Source organism: Neptunicella marina (assembly GCF_014270035.1).
GTDB lineage: Bacteria > Pseudomonadota > Gammaproteobacteria > Enterobacterales > Alteromonadaceae > Neptunicella > Neptunicella marina.
Map to the genome: position 1 here is coordinate 105,786 of NZ_JACNEP010000006.1, position 24,799 is coordinate 130,584.

Sequence of the window (24,799 nt, forward strand, 5' to 3'; positions counted from 1 at the left end):
GGTAGAGTAAGCGTTTAATATCTGGCTGGAGAAAATTGTGTCTGCGTCCCCCTGGTTAACACCGGTCACTCTGAGCGGTAATCATGTTGAATTAATTCCTTTGGCGGCAGAACATGCCGATGCGTTGGTGGAAGCGGCAACTGACGGTGAATTATGGAATTTGTGGTTTACCAGTGTGCCGAATGCCGATTCGGTGAAAGCGTATATTGATACCGCACTGCAACAGCAACAACAGGGCCTGGCGCTACCTTTTGTGGTGGTGGAAAAAACATCGGGACAGATTATTGGCTCAAGCCGTTATTGCAATGTGGATAATAAAAACCAGCGACTGGAAATTGGTTACACCTGGTATGCAAGGCGCTGCCAGCGCACGCCGGTGAATACTGAAGCAAAATTACTGTTGTTAACCCATGCTTTTGAACAATGTGGTGCGATTGCGGTGGAGTTTAGAACGCACTGGCATAATCAGGCCTCGCGTGCTGCCATTGCACGTTTAGGTGCTAAGCAGGATGGTGTTATGCGCAATCATCAGCGTATGGCCGATGGCAGCTTGCGTGATACCGTGGTGTTTTCGATTATTGAATCGGAATGGCCGGGCGTAAAAACCGGGCTCAGACATAAACTTAAATACCGCCCGGTAATTGCCGGATAAGGTTTTTGAACAAACATAAAAAAAGCGGCTGATTAAGCCGCTTTTTTGTTTGCTTTAACAATTAATCGTTAATGGTTTTAAAGCTGATGGAGCTTGGGTATTCCGCGCTGTGGTAAATGCGGTGATCCGCTTTTACAAAATCTTCTTCTTTAGCTTTGAAGATGTTGTCCACATATTTCTGCGGATTTCTGTCCAGGAACGGGAACATGCTGCTTTGTACCTGAATTTGCAGTTTATGGCCGCGTTTAATGGTGTGCAGTACATCCAGTAACTCGAAGTTTACCTTGGTTGGCGTGTTTGGCTCAAACGCTTTGGGTTCGCTCATGCTATCGCGGAAACGACCACGTAATACACCCCAACGCACCAGCTCATGACGGTTGCCGGTTTCTTTGTCGATTTCGTTGTTGTTCACGTCTTTACCCGGGAACACATCGACTAATTTGACCACGATATCCGCTGCGCTTTGGCTGGTAGAGAACCACAAGTCTAAATCGATAGCGCCCGCAATGGTCATATCCTGTTTAGCTACGTCGGTTTCAAATACCAGTACGTCCGGACGACGCGCAGTAAAGCGCTGGTCTTCTGCCATATAAGGTCTGTCCCAGCCACGGCCAATGGCTGCTGAATGTGGAACCGGCTTGTTAGGATCACTCACGTACTCAGCGTAACCGCCTTTAGTTTCTTTGTGATCAAGCAGTTTTTCATCGGCGCCCATATACAGCGTCACTTTTTTACCGTCTTTGGGTGGCCACTGCGCAAATTCTTTCCAGCGGTTGCTACCGGTTTCAAACATGGTGGCTTTAGCTAAAGGCTCAGCTTTGTCGCCTTTTAAGTTATGTTTGAAGAATGGCAGCAGGATGTGTTCCTGGAACCATGCACTGGTGTTAAAACCAAACTGTGCTTCACCCATATGTGAGCCGTCTTTGGCATTCCACTGTCCGTGGTACCAGGGACCCATAATGATGTGCACATTGTCTTTTTTGTTGTTTTTAGACATGGTGTTGTAGGTTGCTAACGGACCATACAAGTCTTCGGTGTCGTACCAGCCGCCTACAACTAAGGTAGCAGGTTTAACGTCTTTAAAGTGCTGTAAAACGTTACGTGCTTTCCAGTAGTCGTCGTAATTTGGATGCTCGGTCAGCTCGTTCCAGAACGGACGCTCACCGTGGAAATATTTATCGTTTACATTAGAAAGCGGACCCAGATCACGGTAGAACTCATAACCGTCCGGTGTATCCAGCTTCATGCGCTCTGGCCAGTATTCAAATTGACCGTCACGTTGTTTATCGAAGGTATCGAAGAAGATAAATGCCATCGGGATCGAGAACGCACCGTTACGATGGAAGTCGTCAAAAAACCAGTCGGCAATTGGCGCTTGTGGCGAAATGGCTTTTAAAGCAGGGTGGCTGTTAATGGCACCCACCGAGGTGTAATAACCCGGGTACGAGGTACCCCACATGCCCACTTTACCATTGTTGTTTGGAACGTGTTTTACCAGCCAGTCGATGGTGTCGTAAGTATCAGTTGCATCATCCGCAGCTTTGCCGCCTTTTTTGTAAGCGTCTTGCGGGCGCATGTTGACGTATTCACCTTCCGACATAAATTTGCCGCGCACGTCCTGGAATACAAAGATGAAACCTTCTTTCTCAAAGATTTCACTTGGCCCTAAACGGGTTTTGTATTTATCTGCGCCGTAGGGTGCAACACGATACGGCGTGCGCTGCATCATCATCGGGTATTTTTTGGATTTATCGTAAGGAATATACACAGAGGTAAAAAGTTTTTTACCGTCGCGCATCGGGATTTGGTATTCGTATTTGGCATAGTGTGAGCGAATGTATTCCGCTCTTTCATTTTTTTCTTTGTCTTGTTCTGCCTGGGCAAAACTGCTGACCAGCAGTATGGAAATACAGCCCAAAAACAGACGAAGCGTCTTATTTTTCATTATGGTTTCCCTTGTGAGTGGAAATATCAACGTTGTCATCTGGCATAGCCAGCCAAACACCATACAAGCTGTTGCACAAAATACCTACGCGATTGAGATAAACTCCGACATTTTAGCGGCAAGTGCCGTTTACGTTTGTGATAAAGGTGTCATCTTGCGGCAGGCGGTAAGTAAGTCATCGATTAATGTTTCATTATTCAAAGCGTTAGCAATTGCTGCACCTCCTACCATTAATACGGCTTGTTGCAGCGCCCGTTCACGTGACAAACCACCCAGTTCGATGCGCTTAACTAAACCATCAAAAACACGTGTATAGGCATCGCGAACCTGAGAATCTCGCTGACTAATATCGGTCGTCAGAAATGCCAGCGGGCAGCGCTTTTGTTGTCCGTGTAAATGCTCAGCAGACAGATACTGACAGGCAATGTCGTTTAAGGCGGTATCGGGGCGAATTTGAGCTGCTTTGGCACGTGCACCAAAAACGATCGCTTCGGCGTACAGTTCCGATTTATTTTTAAAATGAGCATAAAAGGCACCGCGGGTAAGCCCTGCATGGTGCATAACCTGATCTATTGCTACATGGTCAAAGCCCTGATGGGTAAAAAGCTCTGCTGCACTAGTGAGAATGCGTTCACGTGTTTGTAATTTGTGTTGTGGTTTCCACGCCATAATGTGTGATCCTTAAAATATGTTCTTGAACATATTTTAAGGCGGTTTAGGCTGAACACAACTTAAAACAGATGACATTAACAGGAGTGGTTATGCAATCAGTTTATATTTATGGCGTTCAGTTCAGCCCCTTTGTGCGTGCAGTACAAATGGTCTGTGAAGAAAAAGGTATTGATTATCAAATTGGTAAACAAATAAACGGGCAAACGGCTGAATTTAAAAGCGAAGCGCATCTGGCTTATCATCCATTGGGCAAGATGCCGGTGTTGTTTTGTGGCGATATAGCCTTAACTGAAACCGCGACAATTTGTCGTTTTCTGGACAGTCAGTATGAAGGTAAAACGTTGCAACCTAACGATCTGATTGAGCGCAGTAAAGTGGATGAATGGTGCCAACTTTGCACCACCTATTTAATACATGCGTTTATGCGTGATTACATTCTGGAACTGGCTTTTCCTCAGGGGCAGGGTGGCAAACCGCGTTTTGATGTTATCGAGATGAACAAAGCGTCGGCTGTGAATGCGATAAAAATGATTGAAAAACAATTAGCCGATCAAGATTTTATGCTCGGTAATCGCTTTACTCTGGCCGATTGCGTTATTGCGCCAGCTTTATACTATGCGCAGCAATTACCTGAACAATTCGCTTTACTGAGTGAAAAAAGTCCTGTTCATACTTATGTCGCGCGTATCCGCGAGCGGGATAGTGGCAAAAAAGTGATTATTCCCAAACAATAATTTCAGCTTACAAAGCTAAACAACCTCTGCGCGGGCTATTCAAGCCCGCTTTTGTTGGTTATGGTTAGCCCATTCTGGCCAGTTTGGAGTGATTTTTGGCGGCCTTCCTGTTTTCGCTGCATCCCGGGTACTTAAATAATAGTTTGCTGTTAAATGACTGGCAGCAAACTCGGCAGTTGTTGGCGTTATCACATGCCCCTGCGGTGACTCACTATCTAGCAATGCGGGAGGCGATGTTGCACACCGAAGCTGAGTTGCGGCAGTTAACAGCACCCGATAATACGCTTAATCCGTTTCTATCTTCCCCTGCCGCAACACCCGAGCCGATGGCACAGTTGCAGTGGTTAGCTGAACAGGATAATGCCACAGCACGTATTCCACTGCCCCAAAATGCACAGCAATGCTGGGCACAACATAAATATTCGCTGATGATGCGAGATCTCAACCTGTACAAACAATTTGGCCAGCGCACTGCCAGTAAGCTGAGTGAAGGTGCATTTGCGTTATTAATTAAGGAGCTAACCGAATCGCTGTATCTGGTTCCCAGCTTAGGCGGCCTGCGTAATGGTTTTTTGCATATGTGGGGTTATGTGTCTGACGCCATTCCTGCACCTTTTGATAATCCCGCAGAGGTGGAATTGTCATTGATGCAACGGCATATATGGCAATGCTGCAAATTAGGTTCCACACCCTATATCCAACATTCCACTGCAATAACCGAACCGCTACATTTTTACTGATGTAACAAAAAGTCTATCGTCTGAATAACAAGGAAACACTATGTATCAAGAGATTATTAGCTTCTGGTTTGACGAGATTTCACCCAAAAACTGGTGGCAAAAAGATCTGCAGTTTGACACCGCTTTAACGCAGCGTTTTGCACAGGTGCACCAGCAGGCCTGTGCCGCGGAACTGGCAGATTGGCGACGCACCGCATTGGGTGCTCTGGCTGAGGTGATTGTACTGGATCAGTTTTCACGCAATATGTACCGGGATACACCACAAGCCTTTGCTCAGGATGGTATGGCGCTGGTGCTGGCGCAGGAAGCGATCGCCAAAGGTCAGGATCAGCAGTTAAATCAAACTCAGCGCAGTTTTTTATATATGCCCTTTATGCACAGTGAATCGGTGGCGATTCATCGTTTAGCGGTGGAATTGTTTGAGGATTTGGGCAACGAGGATAACCTTAATTTTGAATTAAAACACAAAGCAATTATTGACCGTTTTGGGCGTTATCCGCATCGCAATGACATTTTAGGGCGGCAATCGAATAAAGACGAACTAGAGTTTTTACAACAACCCGGTTCGTCTTTTTAACATAAAAAAGGTGCTGCATGGGGACAGCACCTGCCGTATTTTTAGTACGGGCAAACTTTATTCGTCGCCTGACTGTGCGGTCATTAATTTATTGGCATCGGCCAGTTTGATACGTACACGACGGTCAAAGAAGTTACCTTCCAGATTATTAGTGTCAGATACCGGAGAAGCTTCACCAAAGGCGTGAGTAATGATTTGCGTTTCTTTCACGCCATTATCAACCAGGTAACCTTTGACCTGATTAACACGCTCCTGAGATAAATTCAGGTTGTAATCATTGTTACCACGGCGATCTGCGTAACCCGACAGGCTTACCTGCATTTTGGGGTTAGTGCGCAGGTTTTTGGCTAGCAGGTTTAACTGTGGTTTGTAATGATCTTCAATGTCGTATGATGCAGTACGGAACTGAATATTCGATTCCACTTCCTGATTTGCTACTTCCATTTCTTTGTTCAGTGATACCAGCTCGATTCGGGTTTGTTCCTGTTCGCGTTTATAGCTGTCACGAATGGCTGCTAACTGTTGATCTTTTTCTGACAACTGACCTTTAACCGATGCCAGTTGTTGATTAGCTTCCGCCATGCGGTTATCGTCATTGACTTCGTCAGCGGTTAATAAACCAATGACACCCAATGCAACACCACCCACCGGACCGGCTAAAATGGCGCCTAATACTGCACCTGAACTGGCACCGATAATTTCGTTACGGGTTTCCTGCTCCTTTTTATCGGTAGCAGCAAAAGCGGTTGAGGTTAAGGCCAGACTTAATGCGATAACTGATACTGATTTTTTCATTTTGTTTCTCCACAAGGTGTTTTCGAGTTCAGTTATATTAAACAAGCACTTAGTGGCAGGATTGCTGGCAGAAAATGGCAATGTAGTGAGCAATTGTGGCGAAATTATGGAAATTGATGTAATTGCCGTCTGCAATCATGAATTTGCCCGATAAAGTGCGATATAGTGCGGGCACTGGATAACTCCGAGAGAATAATTAATGAGTAAACGTATCGCTCTGGTTGAAGATGATGCCGCCATTCGCGAAAACTATGCCGCCGCCCTTAAAAAACAAGGTTATGAGGTCAGTACTTATTCTAATCGTGGGCAGGCAGAAAAAGCCTTTGATCAGCGTTTGCCTGATTTAGCCATTGTTGACATCGGTCTGGAAGATGAAATTGATGGCGGTTTTGCGCTTTGTCAGCAATTGCGTTCTTTGTCCAAAACGCTGCCAATTATTTTTTTTACCGCACGTGATAACGACTACGACACAATTTGTGGTTTGCGAATGGGGGCAGACGATTATTTAACTAAAGACATCAGTTTGCCACACTTACTGGCTCGCATTGCGGCGCTCTTTCGTCGTACTGAGCTACTTAATCAACCGTCTGAACAGGGTGATTTAATTAAAAATGGTGCACTGGAAATGGATGCAAACCGCATGACGGTGAGCTGGAAAGGCAGTGCGATTGAGTTAACTGTGACTGAGTTCTGGATGTTACACGCCATCGCCAAACATGCCGGTCATGTTAAATCACGTCAGCAGCTGATGGACGAATCCCGTATGGTGGTGGACGACACAACCATTACCTCGCATATCAAACGTATACGTAAAAAGTTTGTACAACTGGACAGCGATTTTGACCGCATTGAAACAGTCTACGGCATGGGTTATCGCTGGAAAAGTACTGAATGAAAAAATGGCGTATTGGCATTCGTGCCAAGTTATTTTTTCTGTCGTTATTTTTGTTCGCCATTCCCTGGCTGGGATACAAATATGTATGGGAACTGGAAGCTTACTTGCGTCTGGGACAGGAGCAAACTCTGGTGGGCACTGCGCGGGCGGTAGCAACCGCCTTGCATGAGCGGCCTAAGTTATTTAATAACCAGGCTGCTTACCTGAAAGATGTGAAACCGGGCACCGATTTATATGCACATAAAATCAGCCATCCGGTAGAGCTGGATGGTGAGTTGGATGACTGGCGTGAGTACTGGCATCTGACGCTGGAATATAACCAGAATAACCTGATTGAGGTTAACACGCCGTATCATAAAAACAGTCTGCATTTCCGCCATATGGTCGGTCAGCATCAGGACTACTTGTACGCCATGTTTGATGTTACCGACGATAAACTGGTGTACCGACCTAAAACCAGCTTATTTGTTGATCATAATGACTTTGTGCAAATCGCGTTGATTGATCCTTATGGCCAGTTTAAACGTTATATCGTCGCGCCCTTTGAAGCTGGTTGGGTCAATGCTTATTTGTTAAGTGAAACCGAAAAAGGCAATAAACCTATTGCGCTGCAAACCAAAATCCAGGGTTACTGGAAAGAAACCGCACATGGATACAATGTAGAGTTACGTTTTCCGCTGAGCATGATGTCGAGCAAAATTGCGTTTGTGGTCGGCGATGTGGATGACGAACTTGGCCGCGCATTAAAATATACACTGGGTACTGCCAATCCATCCGGTTCGGATAAATTAGGTACGGTTTTGGTACCGTCCCCGGAAATCGAAAATATTCTAAAAGGCTTACAGTATTCCAATGCACGGGTCTGGGTGGTGGACAAACATATGCGGGTGCTGGCACGTTCGGGCAGTATTCACGATTCAACCGGCTTTGACAGTAGCCGCTTTAAATCTTCAGCACCGCTTTGGTGGCAACACTTTGAGCAAAAATGGTTGTTGCCTTTGTATTACCAGATTCTGACTAAACCTCCCACAGACTTTGTCGATGAATTGCAGGATGCCTATGAATTGCAGGGCCAGGATATTCAACATGCACTAAATGGTGAACCCGACAGTTTATGGCGCTTAAGTACCGATCAAAAAGCCATGATCCTCTCAGCTGCACATCCCATTTATATCAATGATGAAGTTATGGGGGCGGTGGTTGTGGAGCAAACCACCCATGGTATTAGAACTCTGCGTAATCAGGCGCTGGAAGGTCTGTTCCACCTGATACTGGCAGTGATTGGTTTAGGCACACTCGGGCTGTTTTTATTTGCCTCACGAATTTCAATGCGTATTCGCAAATTACGTAATCAAACTGAAGCGGCGATTGATCATCAGGGCAAAATTGTGGCGGATATTCAGCCATCTGATGTGGGTGATGAAATCGGCGATTTGTCGCGAACCTTTTATAGCGTGCTGGGCAAACTCACTCAGTACAACTCCTATCTGGAAAATATGGCCGCGCGTTTATCCCATGAACTGCGTACCCCGGTAGCGGTGGTGAATTCGTCGCTGGAAAATATGGCGCTGGAACCACAGAGTGAGGATAACCGCGCCTATATCGACCGGGCGCAGCAGGGGATTCAACGCCTGTCGAAAATTTTGCAAAACATGAGTGAGGCAACGCGCCTTGAACAAACTATTCAGGCCAGTGAGCCGGAAGTGTTTGTGGTAGCTGAATTATTAAATGGCTGTGTGGAAGGTTATCGCATGGCCTATGACGAGCGTCAGTTCAGTTTAACCTGTGGTGATGACAAGGCGCATTTAAGCGGCTCCCCGGATTTATTTGCACAGATGCTGGATAAAATTATTTCCAATGCAGTGGAGTTTAGTCAGCCGCACAGTGAGATTGTGCTTAACAGTTATGTCAAAAATGGCCGACTCTGGTTAAGCATTAAAAACAACGGGGACTTGCTACCGGATAAAATGCAGGGGCAATTGCTCGATTCGATGGTATCAGTGCGCAGTCAAAGCGATCCTAATCAGGTGCATTTGGGGTTAGGATTATTTATCGCCAAAATGGTGGCGGAGTACCATAAAGGGCAAATTCAGTTAAGTAATCTGGCTGACCACTCGGGGGTGGAAGTCTTGCTAAACTTTAAGTTGGATTAGAGCCTGCTGAATTTTGCGGTATCGCTCTGGTTAACTTTGCATAATGTTAGTGACAAGGATATGGCAATGCAGATATTAATGACGGGTGGTACAGGCCTGATTGGCCAGCATTTTATTCGCACATTTCAGCAATATCGTTATACGGTGTTAAGCCGTCAGGCTGCTTCCATGCCGATGGATCCTTCGCAGCGCTGTACTTATATCAGTGATCTTTCCCATTTGCGCAATCTTAATACATTTGACTATGTGATTAATCTGGCGGGAGAACCCATAGCAGACAAACGCTGGAGTGATGCGCAGAAGTTGCGTATTTGTGATAGCCGCTGGCACATTACCCAACAACTGGTTGAATTATTTGATAAAAGTAGCAAACCACCCAAGGTGTTTTTAAGTGGTTCGGCAATTGGTTTTTATGGAGATACCGGGACAAAAAAAACGGATGAATTAGCTGGCTTTGTGCCCGACGACTTTGCTTCGTCCTTATGCCATAAATGGGAAACCATTGCCGAGGGCGCCAGTATGAAAACCCGTGTGGTGATATTACGCACCGGTGTGGTTTTAAGCGCCGAAGGTGGGGCGCTGAAAAAAATGCTGTTGCCGTTTAAGCTCGGATTAGGTGGAAAAATGGGTAGCGGACAACAGATGATGAGCTGGATCCATATTGACGACATGGTGCGGGCCATGCAGTTTTTACTGGAACAGGACATTACTGGAGCCGTCAATCTAACGGCACCCAATCCGGTGAACAATGACACTTTCACTAAAGCCATGGGCAAAGTACTGCATCGCCCGACCATATTTTCGGTTCCTGCTGTCATGCTTAAATTACTGATGGGAGAAAGCTCGTCACTTTTGCTGGGCAGTCAGAATATTGTGCCAGCCAGACTGCTAAATGCTGGTTTTAGTTTTCAGCATCCACAACTTGCCTCAGCCCTGCAAAACTTGTTGTAAACGCCAGATACGGGGAATAGATTACAGTTGTAATATTTGGTTGATTACATTTGTAGTCAATGCTATTTTGAATGTCCTGATGACATACAAGGATTTTTAAATGGCAGGATTGCACAACACTTTAATTGGTGTGGTTTTATTACCTTTATTATTTTCTGCACCTCTGCTGGCACAAGAGTCTCAATCGGACGCAGATAAGCTTAAACAAAAAATAGCGAGTCGCGGACGTACTTTGCTAAAACACGTTGAGCCACTTTATAGTGAGCAATTGCAGCAAAACGGCGTAAAAGGCAGTGTAACCATGTCATTTAATATCAATATTGATGGCACTGTCAGTGATATTAAGATATTGAATTCGACGCCATCAGGTACCTTCGACAGTGCGGCAATTGACGCACTTGCTCAGTGGCAATATGCGCCATTGCCACATAAATTACAGGGGATCCTGACTCGTTTTGATTTTGGTGAACCGGATAATCATTGATTTAGCGTATGTCACTTGCTCAGCCGCATACTCATTTCGACATCATCGTCAAAGGGCAGTGATAAATAACCATTCGATCTTATCCTTATGTAACTTAAATACTCCGGGCAGAAATTGGCATTGTCGGCAACAATAATGGCACTGGGTGCAAGTTGTGGCTCTAGTATTTTTAATATATCCAGATACAAGGCTTTGGCACCGTCAAGCAGGACCAAATTGATGTTGTCTGGCAGGTTTGTGCTTAATGTTTTAAGTGCATCTCCTTCACGGATTTCCACCCATTGTTGCAGTCCTGTTTCTGCTAAATTGGCTTTTGCCTGGGCAATTTTACCCGGCTCAAATTCACAGCTAATGATACTGCCTTGTCCGTTATCCTTTAATGCAGCAGCGAAATGCAAGGTTGATAAGCCGATAGAGGTGCCATATTCCACAATATTAGTCGCCCCCGTTGAGCGGGTTAGCATATAGAGCAGTTCAGCGGTTTCGGCGGATACCGAAAGCGGCAGTGATTTCAGGCGGGAATACAAAGCAAGGTAATCGGTTTTGCTTTGCATCAGTTTAAGCTGTTCCTCTTTGCTCATGCTGCCGATAACCGCATCATTTTGCGGTGAATGTTGGTTATCCTGCTGCATCATACGGTGGGTAACTGTCTGGAATTGTGGGTTATTTAACGTGCTCATATTAGACCTGTTGTGTTTATTGAAACTGCAAAATAGAATACGAATAATTATTCGTATTTAAAATTCGCATTCAGGTTCAGCCAAATGTCATTTCCGGCAAATCCACAAATTACAACGCGTAAGCAACCACAACAGGCCCGCTCAAACGACCTGGTTAACGCTATATTGCAGGCGGCTATTCAGGTTTTACAAACTGAAGGTGCGCAACGTTTTACCACAACCCGGGTAGCAGAACGTGCCGGTGTGAGTGTGGGGTCCTTGTATCAATACTTTCCCAACAAGGCGGCAATTTTATTTCGGTTGCAAACAGATGAATGGCAACAAACCAGCGATATGCTAAGCGCTATTTTGCAAAATACCCAACATCAGCCAATGGTGAGACTTCGCCAGATGATAGTGGCCTTTATTCAATCGGAATGTGAAGAAGCCAGTATGCGCCAGGCTCTTGATGACGCCGCACCTTTATATCGCGATGCACCCGAAGTAGCAGACGCCAGAGCGCAAACCAAAGCCCTGTATCAGCAATTTATGCTGGAATTAATGCCAGACGTTGAAGCAAAACAACGTGAGATTGCCAGCGAATTAATGATGAATACCATTAAAACCGTGGGCAAAAGCTTCTCTGATGAATCCCATGGTGCCGCAAAAATCTTAGCATTTTCAAATGCGATGGCAGATATGTTGTGTGCCTATGTGGAAAAACTGAACACTTAATAAGTGGTTATGTGTTTTGGCGCCAGTCAAATTCCATTTGTCGCGCGGTTTTTACTGCCAAATCCAAACTCACCAGTTTTGAAACAAGGTGCAGGCTCATATCAATGCCCGCTGAAATACCACCTGAGGTGATAAACTTGCCCTCATCCACCCAGCGCTGATTTTCGATAACGGTTATATCAGCAAAAGACGCGCGCAAATCCTCAATATCTTCCCAGTGGGTTGTAACCGTTAAATGTGAAAGCAATCCAGCCTGTGCCAGTATAAAAGCACCAGTACAAACCGAGGCGACCATGGTTGCGCTTTGGGAAACTTCAAACACCCAGTTAATCACATTCGGCTTTTTTAACTCATCGGTATGAACACCGCCGACCACAATCAGCACATCGATGGGTGGATGACTGTTAAACCCATAATGCGGATTAACACTAAACCCACCTCTGGCACTTACCGCCCCAGCCTTTTCTGCCACCAGAAACACATTAAAGGCTTTATCGACATCAGCTAGTCGGTTCGCCGTAGAAAATACCTCAAACGGTCCCGAAAAATCTAACACCTCAGCGTTGTCGTAGATATATATGCCGATGTTCAATGAGAAGTATTTCAAGGAGTTGAGCATTCAAAATAGAGGATGTTTTTAGCGCGGTGAGCCCTATATATTTGGTTTGTTAGCGCCACTTTTAAGCTATCCTTGGAATTTCTTTTGCAGATAGGTATTTAGAAAGAAAAAAACGATTTGACGAATAGCGAAACCAATAGAAATAAATATACATACGCCATATAAATCTTTACCTCCAAAGAACAATCCAAGTAGACCGGATAATACGACACCATAAAACAACAGGTTGGTAAGAATTCCTAAAGGGTGAAACTTACTCGTCTGTTTTACGATAAATGAAAGCTCTTGCTTATTAGGCTCTCTGCTATTACTCATAACTTCAATTCCTTTCGAACAGCTCTAGCACCATGCTAAGCAGAAAATACTTGCGATTTGGATGGAGCTGCCAGCGATGATTGAGCCCCTTATTATAATTCATTTAGCTAATTTAAAATGAGGTAAACTGAAATCAGATTTTGATTTGGTTACCCAGCTATATATTTGATAATTCTTACCAGACAAATTTTTTATGCGGTGATCTGTCTCAATATTATTTTTACAAGTTTGCCTCCAAACTGTAAGTACTTGACGAACAAAGCTAATAATGACTTTTTGTTTTATCGTATCGAATACTAAAGTATGAACAAAGTTACCTACAGCCTTAGATTTAAAATCGGATTCATCGGTCGGATAGAAGTAAAATTCCATCAAATTTCCCCTTGAGTTATAACAAATGAATAGTGAGCGATTGGGTCGTTTAATTTGTCGCAATCTGTCTCGTTATTATCCTTTGAACCATTAGTATCAGATTAATAAATGCTTTGCCAATTAAGGGATATAGCTGGTTTATTCGTCCATGAATTTTTCACGCCCTTCCCGGGGCGCGAGCCTATTTACTGCGCACATCCTTGTGCTCCGTCCAACGGACCAGCTAAAGCTGTTGCAATTCATTCCCGATGAATTGCTGGAGAGACCCAAATAGGCGAAAGGTCTTTCACTCCACCGACTTTTTTAACGCCAAAACCAAACTGTCTTTATTTCGAATCGGCCAAAGGTAGCAGTCCATGCAAAGCGTTGGCCTTGGCCGAACGTCCTGTTCGGCCATTCGAAAGCCAGCTTGGTTTTAGCTAAAAGTCAGAGTCGCAGTTAGCCAAACTCCGTTTGGCTGCTGTCGCGGTGATAACTTGATGCTTTGGTTTTCCTAGTCAGCCAAAGGCTGACTTATTTCCCCATTCACTGTGGCCGATTTTCAATTCAGATTAGCGAACTGCCAGACGAGGCATGGATGCCGAGTCAGTTGCAACAGAAGGGATGTGGATTTGCAACGGTGGTAGTTTGCCTGAATTGAAAATTGAACCGACACAGTGCGGGGTGCCGTTGGGTTCTTAGGGAATTGCGGCAGCACAATTCCCTAAGCCGTCGTCGCCGGTGCGACGCCAAAACCAACCTTCTATGACAAGCGGTTGGTTGCGCAGCAATAAATCGAGCCCGCGTGTCCCCGAAGGGACGTGAAATCAGCACTCTTTCAGCATTTTGAAAATGCTTGGATTTACTTAGGTTTACCTAACTAAACTCAATGACCGTGGTCATGCCCATGACCACCACACCCATGATGATGCCCATCATCATCCTTGCCAGCATCCCGACAATCTTCATCATCAAACTCCAGTTCAATGGTGGTGTGCTGCAAATCAAAATCTGCTAAACGTGTAGCAATATCGACTTTTAGTTCAGTGATTTGACTTAAGTCTACATTGGCGGTTAATACCAAATGTGCGGTTAATACATGTTGTTCACCATCCAGTGACCAGAAATGCAGATGATGAATATCGTTTACCAGTGGATGAGAAAGTAGTTTCTTTCGAATTTCGCTGCGTTTCGATTCGCTGGGGCTGGCCTGTAAAAACACCTGCAAGGTGCTTTTTAAGTTACGAAATACATTAAACAAAATAAACAGGGTAAAGGCGACGGACAGCAGTGGATCAAGTATGGGTAAATCCGCAAACATTAATACGACAGATACAACTAATACCGCTACCCAGCCGAGTACATCTTCCATCAAATGCCAGTTAAGTACTTTTTCGTTAAGTGAGTGTCCATGGCTGAGTTTAAACGCCGCATAACCGTTGACTGCGATGCCAAAAAAGGCCAGTAACATCATGCCTTCGGTATGTGGCATTGGTGGGTCGATTAAACGCGGTATGGCTTCAATCAATACCCAGATAGAGCCGGTTAACAGCACCAGACCGTTGATTAATGCGCCCAGCAGTGAAAAACGCTGATAGCCGTAACTGAACTGTTCTGTGGCCTGTTTGCCACTGACTTTATTTAAAATCCACGCGCTGCCTATGGATAAACTGTCACCCAAATCGTGTACGGCGTCGGCCATAATCGCGGTACTGTTAGTCAGCCAGCCACCGATGAATTCGATAATGGTAAAAACTAAATTGAGTAAAAAAACCCAGCCAATCCGACTGGATGCCATGTCGTGATGATGGTGGTGGTGATGATCGTGCGCCATTTACTCAGTCTGCAAACGTTGGTAAAAACAAGCGCCTATTTAGACATAAAAAAACGGGATTGGCTAATCAGCGAATCCCGTTTGTATGTTAATCAGCAGGTTTTATTCGACAAATCCCTGGTTAGCTTTAACCGTTAATGGGTGGTAACCGGCTTTGGCTTTATCAAAGGCTTCTTTAGCGATTTTTTTGCCTTCCACGGTTTTAGACAATTCGCGGTATAGCGGCTTAACCAGCTTATTACGACCAATGTGCACCAGGTAGTCGTTTAAGCGACCAAAGGCTGGCTGATACCAGTTTTTCACTGCAATCATTAACCAGCTGTGGGCAATTTCATTATTATGCGATTTGGTTAAACTGAACGCGCGATCCAGCTCATGTAATTGCTCCAGTGTCAGTTCTTCCGGCATATTATTCAGGAAATATAACCACTGATGCACTGTCCAGTTTTTGGTATCAATCTGGTTGGCATTCATTTCGCCATTCAACCAGTTGTTACGTGCGTTATCTACAATGCTAAATGCATCGGATTCAGGCATAGGAGCATCTTGAGGAACGCCCGGTTCAAATATCCATTCATTGATACGTGCCATATCCAGTTTGTCTGGATATTGCTCAACCACATGTTTTTTGAAATAAGTCAGGAACTGGTCGGTGGTAATACTCTGGAAAGCAAAATGCTCAAAGTATTCCATCAGGAATTTGTCCATATTTTCACGGCCAATTGTATGTTCCACTTCACGTAAAAATAACGCGCCTTTTTCGTAAGGAATATTGGAAAACACATCGTCCGGATCACGGCCACGTAAATCAATCGCCAGAATCTGATCTTTAGGTGGTAAAGATGCTACATCGGCTTCTAAATCCTGATAACCCAATACGGCTTCCTGATTAAAACGTGCTTCACCGTACACATTTTCCATAATGCGGTAGGTTAAATAAGTGGTGAAACCTTCGTTTAACCACAGGTCACGCCAGGTGGCGTTGGTCACTGTATTGCCCGACCAGGAATGTGCCAGCTCGTGCGCAATCAAAGACACCAGGCTTTTATCACCGGCGATAACGGTTGGGGTGATAAAGCTTAAACGCGGGTTTTCCATACCACCAAACGGGAAGGATGGCGGCAGAATTAGTAAGTCGTATCTGTCCCAACGATAAGGGCCGTAAAGCTTTTCGGTGGTGATCAGCATAGATTCGGTGTCTTCGAATTCTTTGGCAGCAGCATCGACCACGGAAGGTTCAGCATACACACCGGTACGGCGTCCCATGGCTTTAAATTCTAAATCACCGACTGCCAAGGCAATCAAATAAGATGGGATAGGTTGTGGCATATTAAACTGATAATCGCCGTCACGCTCTGTGTTGGGATCATTAGCCGCACTCATTACCGCCAGCAAATCTTGCGGTGTATGAATATTGGCCTGATAGGTTACACGTACCTGCGGTGAATCCTGCAACGGGATAAAGCTGCGTGCATGAATCGCTTGTGACTGGGTAAACAAAAACGGGTGTTTTTTACCGGCGGTTTGTTCTGGTGTTAACCATTGTACACCACTGGCATCGGGTGATGTGGCATAGCTGATTTTCACTTTGTCGCCTGTGGCGGGTAACGGAATTTCCAGCGCTGCACCTAAGAACGAATCGGCAGGGTGCAAGGTGAACGGGATTTCCTCGCCATTGGCAGTGACTTTGTTGATGGTTAATTCGCGGGTATCAACAATCAAACTGCTGGCGTCTTGTTTTACCTTTTCAAAGGTTAATTCAGCGTCACCGCTAATCACTTTTTTATCGAAATTCACATCCAGATCAAGTGCGATATTGGTGACTTTGACTTGTTCCGGGTTAGATTGTGAGTGGTAATCTTTGCCCACCACCATTTCCTGTTTGGCATCAGGTTTTGAGGCAGCAGCTTGTTGTTGCGTGCTTTGCTGGTCGGTACAGCCACTTAACAGGGCTAAGGTACCTAGCAGTAATGCGGAGCATTGTTTAAACATGAAAATATCCTTCTTCGAGGTTTTAGTTATTATTCTGTACCACCTTATGGTAACTCAGTTGAGGTAAGGAACACCAAGTGAGTGTGACAAATGGCATACTTTTACGATTAATGTATGTCATCAATCTGTCACTGTGTGGTCATCGAAACGTCGTAAAAAAGTCATAAAAAACCTTTAGCCTGAAAAATTATATTTAAAACAGACACTAAAGGATGATTTTGATGCAAAGTTTCAAATTGGCAATGCGTGCCAGCCTGCTCTCTCTGGCGATTATTGCTGGCTTAAGCGGTTGTGCACTGGAAGGTGACGACGGAAAAGCGGGTAGCGCTGGTCAGCAAGGGCCTCAGGGGGAACAAGGGCAGCCAGGCACACCGGGTGCTGATGGTAAGGATTTACCACGTAATATGGCGCTGGAAGTGGTGGGCCGTTTTGCTGCTGGTGGCATCGAAATTTACGGTAAAAGTGCCGCCGAAATTGTACAGTTTCACAAAACCTCAGCGTCGGCTTTTGCGATTAACTCTGCATCCAACCATATTGAAGTGATTTCTTTGGTTAACCTGCCAACCACTGAAGTGGGTAGCCCTGTAAGTGACCAAAGCTTAAGTTCAACGGCTTTTACTTATCCCACCAGCGTAACCGTTAACAATAGTGATAGTTCACAAACTGAGATGGCGCTGGGTGGTGCAAATTCCATTGCTATTCATGGTGATATGCTGGCGATTGCCGTTGAAGGAACAACTAAAACCGATACCGGGGCGATTTTATTTTACACCCTGGATGCATTAGGTCAGGGCACGTTTGTTAAGGCAGTAGCCGCAGGTGCATTGCCTGATATGGTGACCTTTACGCCAGATGGCAGCAAAGTACTGGTGGCGAATGAAGGGGAACCTGCCTCGGATTATTCGATAGATCCCGAAGGCAGTATTTCGGTTATTAGAATTGCAGATGGAATGCCAGCAGATGTTGCTGAGGAAATTAATTTTACCAGCGATATGACATTCAGCAGCGATTTATTAGGTGCCGAAGATTACGATACCGACGAAGAGCGCAAAGAATTACTGACCAAAATGGGAGTTAAGTTTGCAGGCCCTGCTGGTATGACAGTTGCTGAAGAGCTGGAACCAGAGTACATCGCAGTATCTAAAGACAGCAAAAAGGCTTACGTGTCTCTGCAGGAAAGTAATGCGATTGGCATTGTTGATCTTGAAGATATGACAGTTGAAGTAAAAGCTCTTGGCTTTAAAGACTGGAGCAAGTTTGAACTGGATTTCACCAACAAGGATGAAGTGCCTGCGTTTAGCAGTATTCAGGGGTTGTACGGCATGTACCAGCCAGACACTATCGCAACATATGAGTGGAATGGTGCAACGTTTATTGTGTCCGCCAACGAAGGTGACTCCCGCGACTACGACGCCTATTCTGAAGAGGTGCGTGTCGCTGACATTATTGATCCTGACGAGCTTAACATGCTGTTATCCGACGAACTAATGGCGCAATACGATGCCAGTGGCGGTAAAGGTGGCTTAGGTCGTTTAAAAGTTACCACGGCGTTAGGTGATGCTGATAACGATGGCATTTATGAAGCACTTTATGCTTACGGTGCACGTTCTTTCTCAATCTGGGATCAAAATGTTAATCAGGTATTCGACTCCGGTGATGATTTTGGAAAAATCTCTGCGGCGATTCTGGGCAACGATTTCAACAGTGCACACACTGAAAACAAAGGTGATAACCGTTCTGACGATAAAGGTGGAGAGCCAGAAGCGATTGCCGTAGGTGAAATCGATGGTCGTAACTATGCTTTTATTGGTCTGGAGCGTTCCGGTGATTTGTTTATGTATGATGTGACTAATCCATTCCAGGCTGCATTTGTGAATCACTACAATAACCGTGATTTCAGCACTGATTTTGAACTGGATGACGATTTAGATAATCCGTGTAGTGTTGAAGAAGGCATGGATTGTTCTGAGGTGGCGGAATCGGGTGACTTAGGTCCGGAGAGTATTAAATTCATCCCTGCGGCAGATAGTCCAACGTCTACACCATTGATTATTGTAGGTAATGAAGTGAGTGGTACGGTTACCGTATATCAAGTGGTAGAACACTAAGTTCAATTTACAGGCGTACGTTCGTGCGCCTGTTCTCATTTATCTCAGCCAATCTTACTCAGGCTGTTATAAATTTAAGTGATTAATTAATAGACTCTCTGTCTTTAGTTGTTTTAGCCTGACTCTTTTACCTTGCGGCATTTTCAATAGTGTTGCAGCTTTTTGTTTTTCGTTGTGTGTTTTTATGAGCGCAAAACGAGATAAAAAATGAATTGAGACAAAGGATTTAAGCAATGCAAAGGACTTGGCTGTCATTTTTATTAAGTGTATTACTGTGTTGCACATTAACTGCGTGTGGTGGTAGTGATCAAAAGGAGTCAACACCGCCTGTAGTCAATACCCCACCCCCAACTGAACCGCCGCCCCCGTCGGTAATCAGCGATGAAACCCTGCCCAGAATTGATATTTACGCGCTGGAAGGTGAAATCCAAAATGAACCTAAAATCACCGCCAAAATGAAAGTTACGACCTATACAATTGGCGAACAGGCGTCGGTTGAGCTGGATACTCACATTGGTGTGGAGTATCGCGGTTCCAGTTCTCAGGGGATTTATCAGAAAAAAGGCTATGGCATTGAGACCCGTGATGAAGCGGGTGAGGATTTGTCGGTTGCTTTGTTAGGTTTTCCTGAGGAAGAAGATTGGGTGTTGCATGGCCCTTATGGTGATAAAAGCCTGATACGCAACGCATTAATGTACGATCTGGCTACGGCTTTTGAGCGATATGTTTCGCGTTATCAATTTGTTGAAGTGTACGTTGAGGAGCAATATCAGGGCCTGTATGTATTGCTTGAGCGGGTAAAACGCGACAGTGACAGAATTGATATTAACAAGCTTAAGGAGGATGAAAACGAAGGTGAGGATGTAACGGGTGGTTATATTCTAAAAATAGATAAAACCACGGGTGAACATGAAGACAATCCTGGTGCGGAGGCGTTATTTACCGACGATATTAGTTTTATCTCGAATTATGGTAACGAGGTAAACAATAGTGTGCCGCATTTTTTGTATCACTACCCTAAGCCTGAAGACATTACCTCTGAACAAAAAGCCTATATTCAGGACTATATCAATCAGTTTGAAACCGCACTTGATGGTGAGCAATTTAAAGATGAAGCCAGTGGCTATCGTCACTTTATTCAGGTAGACAGCTTTGTGGATTATTTTCTGGCGACTGAGCTTTCCGGCAATATCGATGGATATCGTTTAAGTACCTATTTATACAAAGATAAAAATGCAAAATTATCTATGGGTCCACTTTGGGATTACAACTTAGCGTTTGGCAACGCCGATTATTGCAACGGCGCTGCAACTGATATCTGGATTTACCGCTCTGAAGAGCGTTGTGATGGTGGTGCGTTTCCAGTGCCATTTTGGTGGGGGAAATTATTGCAAGACCCTTATTTTGTTGGGTTAGTCAAAACCCGCTGGAATCAATTACGTGAATCGTCACTATCTGATGAGATGATCGACAGTCGTATTCAAGAGCTAAGTGATCAGCTAGCGCGAACGGGTGCGGTCAGTAAAAACTTTGAGCGTTGGGATGTACTGGGTGAATATGTTTGGCCAAATTATTACGTAGGCCAAACCTACAATGATGAACTGAATTATTTAACTCAGTGGCTTGAGAACCGTTTGGTCTGGCTGGATAGCGAAATAAACCAGTTGTAAATCCAGCGGCTAGTTGGGCGAGTAACCCCATCGTGCCATCAGGCTTTGATCTATTCCAAGGTGGTCAAGGATACGCGCTACCACAAAATCGACTAAGTCTTCGATTGATTGCGGGTTGTGATAAAAACCGGGCGCAGCAGGCATCATGGTTACACCTAAATTGGATAGCTTGAGCATGTTTTCCAGATGAATACTGGATAAGGGCATCTCACGCGGTACCATAATTAACTGGCCTTTTTCCTTAATCACTACATCGGCTGCACGTTCAATCAGGTTGTCACTGGCGCCCGTGGCAACTGCTGATAAAGTTCCGGTAGAGCAGGGGCAAATCACCATTTGTCTGGGGGCAGCTGAACCGGATGCTACCGGCGAAAACCATTCATCCTTGCCGCAGACGCGGATTTTATCTTCGTGCACTGCAAAATGGCTGGCAAAAAAAGCGCTGGCGGCGTCGGGGTTGACCGGTATTTTTAAATCCTGCTCAGTGGCAAATACCACACGTGCTGCCGATGAAATCAATACAAATACCTGATAGTCCGCAGCCAGCAAACATTGTAATAAACGTAAGCTGTAGGGCGCACCCGAAGCGCCGGTTATTGCCAGAGTGATTTGTTTTGATGCCGATTTTGTCATAGTGCCTTTTCTTAATTTATTGCGTTAACGACGTGTCTAGCCTAACAGAAATGCGATTATTTACCGAAATGTTTCATATACGGATAAGTGTTCTGATGCGAATTTGCACAAAATTAAGTACAATCGCCCCGGTGCTCTAATAATAAAAGCAAGTGGCACAACAGGTTAAAGCTCTGGCAACAAGAGCAAAACCAACAACACCCTACAACTAAACACACACATAAAGGCACACGACGAAAATGAAACGACTGAACACCCAATTGCAGGAAGACGGCTGTCCTCTTGAGCTGATCCTGTTGATCCGCACCTTGCTGGCAGCTTGTAAAGAAATATCATTCCGCGTTAGTCAGGGCGCATTGGCCGGTGTATTAGGCTCAACTTTGAGTGACAATGTGCAAGGCGAACGCCAGAAAAAACTGGATGTGATCGCCAACCATATTCTTCGCGATATTTTAAGCGAGTCAGGTTACGTTAAAGCGGTATCTTCGGAAGAAGAAGACAACGTAATTGGTTGTCACCCGGATGGTAAATATCTGGTGAGTTTTGATCCGCTGGACGGTTCTTCGAATACCGACGTAAACAGCCTTATCGGTACTATTTTTTCCATTATGCATGCGCCGCAGTGGATGGAGCCGGACGATCCGTCTGCGTTCCTGCAACCAGGTACACAGCAAGTTGCCGCTGGTTATGTGTTATATGGCCCGTCTACTATGCTGGCGATGACTACCGGTCGTGGTACTCACTTATACACGCTGGATAAAACCCACGGTGGTTTCCTGGTGACCAAAGCTAATGTGCAGGTGCCAGAGCAGACTAACGAGTTTGCGATTAACTCTTCTAACCAGCGCCATTGGGAAGAACCAATGCAAAGTTATGTGACTGATTTAATTGCCGGGAGTGAAGGTCCACGCAAAAAAGACTTTAATATGCGCTGGGTGGCGGCAATGGTGGGCGATATTCACCGCGTATTATGCCGTGGCGGTATTTTTGCTTACCCGTTTGATAAACGTAACCCGGCGATCCCGGGTAAGTTACGTTTACAGTATGAAGCCAACCCCATGGCCTTTTTAATGGAACAGGCCGGTGGCTTAGCCGATACCGGTCATGGTCGCATTATGGAAGTGATGCCAACCGAAATTCACCAGCGAGTGCCGGTGTTATTAGGTTCCAAAGACGAAGTGGAAACCTGTTTAACCTACTACCGTTAAATACCAAAAAGCCCGCAGACTGCGGGCTTTTTATTGCATTCGGCAGGTTAAAGTAATGGTGCGATAACCAGGCTCACAATTGCCATTACATTAATGAGAATGTTCATGGCCGGGCCTGAGGTATCTTTAAACGGGTCTCCGACGGTATCACCCACAACCGTCGCAGCGTGTACATCGGAACCCTTGCCACCAAAGTTACCTTTTTCCACATACTTTTTGGCGTTATCCCAGGCGCCCCCGGCGTTAGCCATCATTAGTGCCATCAGCACACAGCCTAATAATGCGCCGCCAAGCATGCCGCCCAGTGCATAGGCGCCTAATCCAAAACCAACAATCGGTGGTGCGGCAACCGCAATAACACCCGGCAGGATCATTTTCTTAAGGGCTGCGCTGGTGGCAATATCCACACAGCGTCCGGTATCGGGATCGGCTTCTCCTTCCATCAAACCTTTAATTTCGCGAAACTGTCGGCGAATTTCCTGAATCATTTCAAAAGCGGCATCACCTACTGCTGTCATGGTAATGGAGGCAATCAGGAAAGGAATACAACCGCCAATAAACAAGCCAACCAGTACTTTGGGGTTGCCTAAATTTAAGGTGAACTCAGGATAGTGGAAGGTCATGGTTTTAATAAAGGCGGCAATAATTGCCAGCGCTGCCAGCGCTGCAGCACCAATGGCAAAACCTTTACCTATCGCTGCGGTGGTATTGCCCAGCTCATCCAGCGAATCGGTGATATTACGGGTTTCTTCACCCAAACCGCCCATTTCGGCAATACCGCCTGCGTTATCGGCAACCGGACCATACGCATCAATTGCCATAGTGATACCGACTGTGGCTAACATGCCCACCGCAGCAATGCCCACACCGTATAAACCGGCTAATTCAGTTGACGCATATATAATGGCGCAGATTGTTAAAATAGGCAGAACCACCGATTGCATTCCCACCGATAAACCGGTGATCATAACTGTTGCCGGGCCGGTTTCGCCTGATTTAGCAATGTGGCGAATAGGGGAAGACGCAGTGTAATATTCAGTGACCAATCCAATAATAATGCCGCCTATGGCACCACTAATAACTGCCCACCACACATGTTGTGAAATATCCAGCCAGTCAATCACAAAATGTGCGGCGATTATAAATAAAATCGCCGCAGAAATAGTGCCCGCACGCAGGGCGACTTCGGGCTTACTGGCTGACATTAAATTGACCAGAATAATCCCCAAAATCGAACAAATAAGTCCGGTTGAAGCCAGTGCTAATGGCAGAAACATCAGGCCTTCGCGGGTGCCCATCATATCCAGTGCCATGGTGGAGGCAATAGCGATAGTCGCAATCATCGAACCACAATAGGATTCAAAAATATCCGAACCCATACCGGCCACATCCCCGACGTTATCACCCACATTATCGGCGATAACACCCGGATTACGTGGATCATCTTCCGGAATCCCGGCTTCTACTTTACCGACTAAATCCGCACCTACATCCGCACTTTTGGTATAGATACCACCACCTACACGGGAAAACAGTGCCACCGAGGATGCGCCCATACCAAAACCATGGATCACATGTGCGGTATGCGGATCACCACCAAAAAACCAGTAAAGCAGGCCTAAACCTAATAAACCCATGGCCGCGACACATAGGCCCATTACTGATCCGCCCATAAAAGCGATGGATAAGGCTTTGGCAGAACCGGAATCGTGTGCCGCTTGTGTAGTACGCACGTTGGCTTTGGTGGCGGTAAACATGCCGATGTAACCGGCCAGTGCCGAACAGATTGCACCAACAGCAAAGGCCAGTGCGGTATTGCCACCTAACGCGAAATACAAAAGCGCGCATAAAATGGCGGCAAAAATAAACAGCATTTTGTATTCACGATGCATGAACACCATGGCGCCAAGGTGAATGGCATCGGCAATTTTGGCAATCGCGTCGTTGGTAACTTTATGTTTGCTGATTAATGAATAGATAATAAAGGCGCAGACTAAGCCTGCAACACCTAAGGCAGGTGGATAAAGCAACATCTCGTTCATAGCGTCCCCTAAAAAGTGACACAAAGAGCGACAGC

22 protein-coding genes are annotated in these 24,799 nt (G+C 45.4%); 12 read left to right on the top strand and 10 right to left on the bottom strand.

Features of this window, described 5'->3' with window-relative positions; translation table 11 throughout:
- The first annotated feature begins 37 nt into the window (after positions 1-37).
- Complete coding sequence (locus H8B19_RS09190) at positions 38-652, top strand: GNAT family N-acetyltransferase (RefSeq protein WP_186506528.1); 615 nt, start codon at positions 38-40, stop codon at positions 650-652.
- A 61-nt stretch (positions 653-713) separates the two neighbouring features.
- Here H8B19_RS09190 and H8B19_RS09195 read toward each other — a convergent pair whose 3' ends face one another.
- The gene (locus tag H8B19_RS09195; protein WP_186506529.1) at positions 714-2,597 is read right to left on the bottom strand and encodes a CocE/NonD family hydrolase; all 1,884 of its coding nucleotides are present in this window, start codon (positions 2,595-2,597) and stop codon (positions 714-716) included.
- Between the two features lie 129 nt (positions 2,598-2,726).
- A complete protein-coding gene (locus tag H8B19_RS09200) occupies positions 2,727-3,266 on the bottom strand; it encodes a TetR/AcrR family transcriptional regulator (protein ID WP_186506530.1) in 540 nt (179 codons plus the stop codon).
- A 92-nt stretch (positions 3,267-3,358) separates the two neighbouring features.
- Here H8B19_RS09200 and H8B19_RS09205 point away from each other — a divergent pair, with 92 nt between their 5' ends.
- The 3 genes from H8B19_RS09205 to H8B19_RS09215 all read left to right on the top strand — a co-directional run bounded on the left by H8B19_RS09205 (position 3,359) and on the right by H8B19_RS09215 (position 5,320).
- Positions 3,359-4,003 (top strand): glutathione S-transferase family protein, encoded by a 645-nt coding sequence (locus H8B19_RS09205; RefSeq protein ID WP_186506531.1) that lies wholly within the window; start codon positions 3,359-3,361, stop codon positions 4,001-4,003.
- A 95-nt stretch (positions 4,004-4,098) separates the two neighbouring features.
- Positions 4,099-4,743 (top strand): YbgA family protein, encoded by a 645-nt coding sequence (locus H8B19_RS09210; RefSeq protein WP_186506532.1) that lies wholly within the window; start codon positions 4,099-4,101, stop codon positions 4,741-4,743.
- A 40-nt stretch (positions 4,744-4,783) separates the two neighbouring features.
- Positions 4,784-5,320, top strand: coding sequence for a DUF924 family protein (locus H8B19_RS09215; protein ID WP_186506533.1), 537 nt, complete (start codon positions 4,784-4,786; stop codon positions 5,318-5,320).
- 57 nt (positions 5,321-5,377) lie between these two features.
- On the opposite strand, the gene pdsO is transcribed toward H8B19_RS09215, so the two are convergent.
- On the bottom strand, positions 5,378-6,115 hold the full coding sequence (pdsO, locus tag H8B19_RS09220) for a sortase-associated OmpA-like protein PdsO (protein ID WP_186506534.1): 738 nt from the start codon (positions 6,113-6,115) through the stop codon (positions 5,378-5,380).
- Positions 6,116-6,314: 199 nt separating this feature from the next.
- Here pdsO and pdsR point away from each other — a divergent pair, with 199 nt between their 5' ends.
- The 4 genes from pdsR to H8B19_RS09240 all read left to right on the top strand — a co-directional run bounded on the left by pdsR (position 6,315) and on the right by H8B19_RS09240 (position 10,598).
- On the top strand, positions 6,315-7,010 hold the full coding sequence (gene pdsR / locus H8B19_RS09225) for a proteobacterial dedicated sortase system response regulator (RefSeq protein WP_186506535.1): 696 nt from the start codon (positions 6,315-6,317) through the stop codon (positions 7,008-7,010).
- Positions 7,007-9,163 (top strand): proteobacterial dedicated sortase system histidine kinase, encoded by a 2,157-nt coding sequence (gene pdsS / locus H8B19_RS09230; protein ID WP_186506536.1) that lies wholly within the window; start codon positions 7,007-7,009, stop codon positions 9,161-9,163. Before pdsR ends, pdsS begins: the two co-directional genes overlap by 4 nt.
- A 66-nt stretch (positions 9,164-9,229) precedes the next feature.
- On the top strand, positions 9,230-10,114 hold the full coding sequence (locus H8B19_RS09235) for a TIGR01777 family oxidoreductase (protein WP_186506537.1): 885 nt from the start codon (positions 9,230-9,232) through the stop codon (positions 10,112-10,114).
- A 100-nt stretch (positions 10,115-10,214) separates the two neighbouring features.
- Positions 10,215-10,598: an energy transducer TonB gene (locus tag H8B19_RS09240; RefSeq protein ID WP_186506538.1), complete on the top strand. Its 384-nt coding sequence runs from the start codon at positions 10,215-10,217 to the stop codon at positions 10,596-10,598.
- A gap of 11 nt (positions 10,599-10,609) precedes the next feature.
- Here H8B19_RS09240 and H8B19_RS09245 read toward each other — a convergent pair whose 3' ends face one another.
- Positions 10,610-11,278: an O-methyltransferase gene (locus tag H8B19_RS09245; RefSeq protein ID WP_186506539.1), complete on the bottom strand. Its 669-nt coding sequence runs from the start codon at positions 11,276-11,278 to the stop codon at positions 10,610-10,612.
- An 84-nt stretch (positions 11,279-11,362) separates the two neighbouring features.
- Between H8B19_RS09245 and H8B19_RS09250 the strand changes: the two genes are divergently transcribed.
- Entirely contained in the window at positions 11,363-11,992 is a 630-nt protein-coding gene (locus H8B19_RS09250) for a TetR/AcrR family transcriptional regulator (RefSeq protein WP_186506540.1), read from the top strand.
- A gap of 7 nt (positions 11,993-11,999) precedes the next feature.
- On the opposite strand, the gene H8B19_RS09255 is transcribed toward H8B19_RS09250, so the two are convergent.
- The 4 genes from H8B19_RS09255 to H8B19_RS09270 form a co-directional block, all read right to left on the bottom strand.
- Positions 12,000-12,584, bottom strand: coding sequence for a DJ-1/PfpI family protein (locus tag H8B19_RS09255; protein ID WP_186506686.1), 585 nt, complete (start codon positions 12,582-12,584; stop codon positions 12,000-12,002).
- A 93-nt stretch (positions 12,585-12,677) separates the two neighbouring features.
- The gene (locus tag H8B19_RS09260) at positions 12,678-12,926 is read right to left on the bottom strand and encodes a hypothetical protein (RefSeq protein ID WP_186506541.1); all 249 of its coding nucleotides are present in this window, start codon (positions 12,924-12,926) and stop codon (positions 12,678-12,680) included.
- 1,237 nt (positions 12,927-14,163) lie between these two features.
- Complete coding sequence (locus H8B19_RS09265; RefSeq protein WP_186506542.1) at positions 14,164-15,111, bottom strand: cation diffusion facilitator family transporter; 948 nt, start codon at positions 15,109-15,111, stop codon at positions 14,164-14,166.
- Positions 15,112-15,213: 102 nt separating this feature from the next.
- On the bottom strand, positions 15,214-17,103 hold the full coding sequence (locus H8B19_RS09270) for a M1 family metallopeptidase (RefSeq protein WP_186506543.1): 1,890 nt from the start codon (positions 17,101-17,103) through the stop codon (positions 15,214-15,216).
- A 221-nt stretch (positions 17,104-17,324) separates the two neighbouring features.
- On the opposite strand from H8B19_RS09270, the gene H8B19_RS09275 reads away from it, so the two are divergent.
- Both H8B19_RS09275 and H8B19_RS09280 read left to right on the top strand, forming a co-directional pair.
- On the top strand, positions 17,325-19,211 hold the full coding sequence (locus tag H8B19_RS09275) for a choice-of-anchor I family protein (protein WP_186506544.1): 1,887 nt from the start codon (positions 17,325-17,327) through the stop codon (positions 19,209-19,211).
- A 233-nt stretch (positions 19,212-19,444) separates the two neighbouring features.
- Positions 19,445-20,881: a CotH kinase family protein gene (locus tag H8B19_RS09280; RefSeq protein WP_186506545.1), complete on the top strand. Its 1,437-nt coding sequence runs from the start codon at positions 19,445-19,447 to the stop codon at positions 20,879-20,881.
- Between the two features lie 9 nt (positions 20,882-20,890).
- Here H8B19_RS09280 and H8B19_RS09285 read toward each other — a convergent pair whose 3' ends face one another.
- Positions 20,891-21,514: a flavin prenyltransferase UbiX gene (locus tag H8B19_RS09285; RefSeq protein ID WP_186506546.1), complete on the bottom strand. Its 624-nt coding sequence runs from the start codon at positions 21,512-21,514 to the stop codon at positions 20,891-20,893.
- A 239-nt stretch (positions 21,515-21,753) separates the two neighbouring features.
- Between H8B19_RS09285 and H8B19_RS09290 the strand changes: the two genes are divergently transcribed.
- Positions 21,754-22,722, top strand: a complete 969-nt coding sequence (locus tag H8B19_RS09290; protein WP_186506547.1) for a class 1 fructose-bisphosphatase — start codon at positions 21,754-21,756, stop codon at positions 22,720-22,722.
- 47 nt (positions 22,723-22,769) lie between these two features.
- Here H8B19_RS09290 and H8B19_RS09295 read toward each other — a convergent pair whose 3' ends face one another.
- Positions 22,770-24,764 (bottom strand): sodium-translocating pyrophosphatase, encoded by a 1,995-nt coding sequence (locus H8B19_RS09295; RefSeq protein ID WP_186506548.1) that lies wholly within the window; start codon positions 24,762-24,764, stop codon positions 22,770-22,772.
- Positions 24,765-24,799 lie beyond the last annotated feature (35 nt).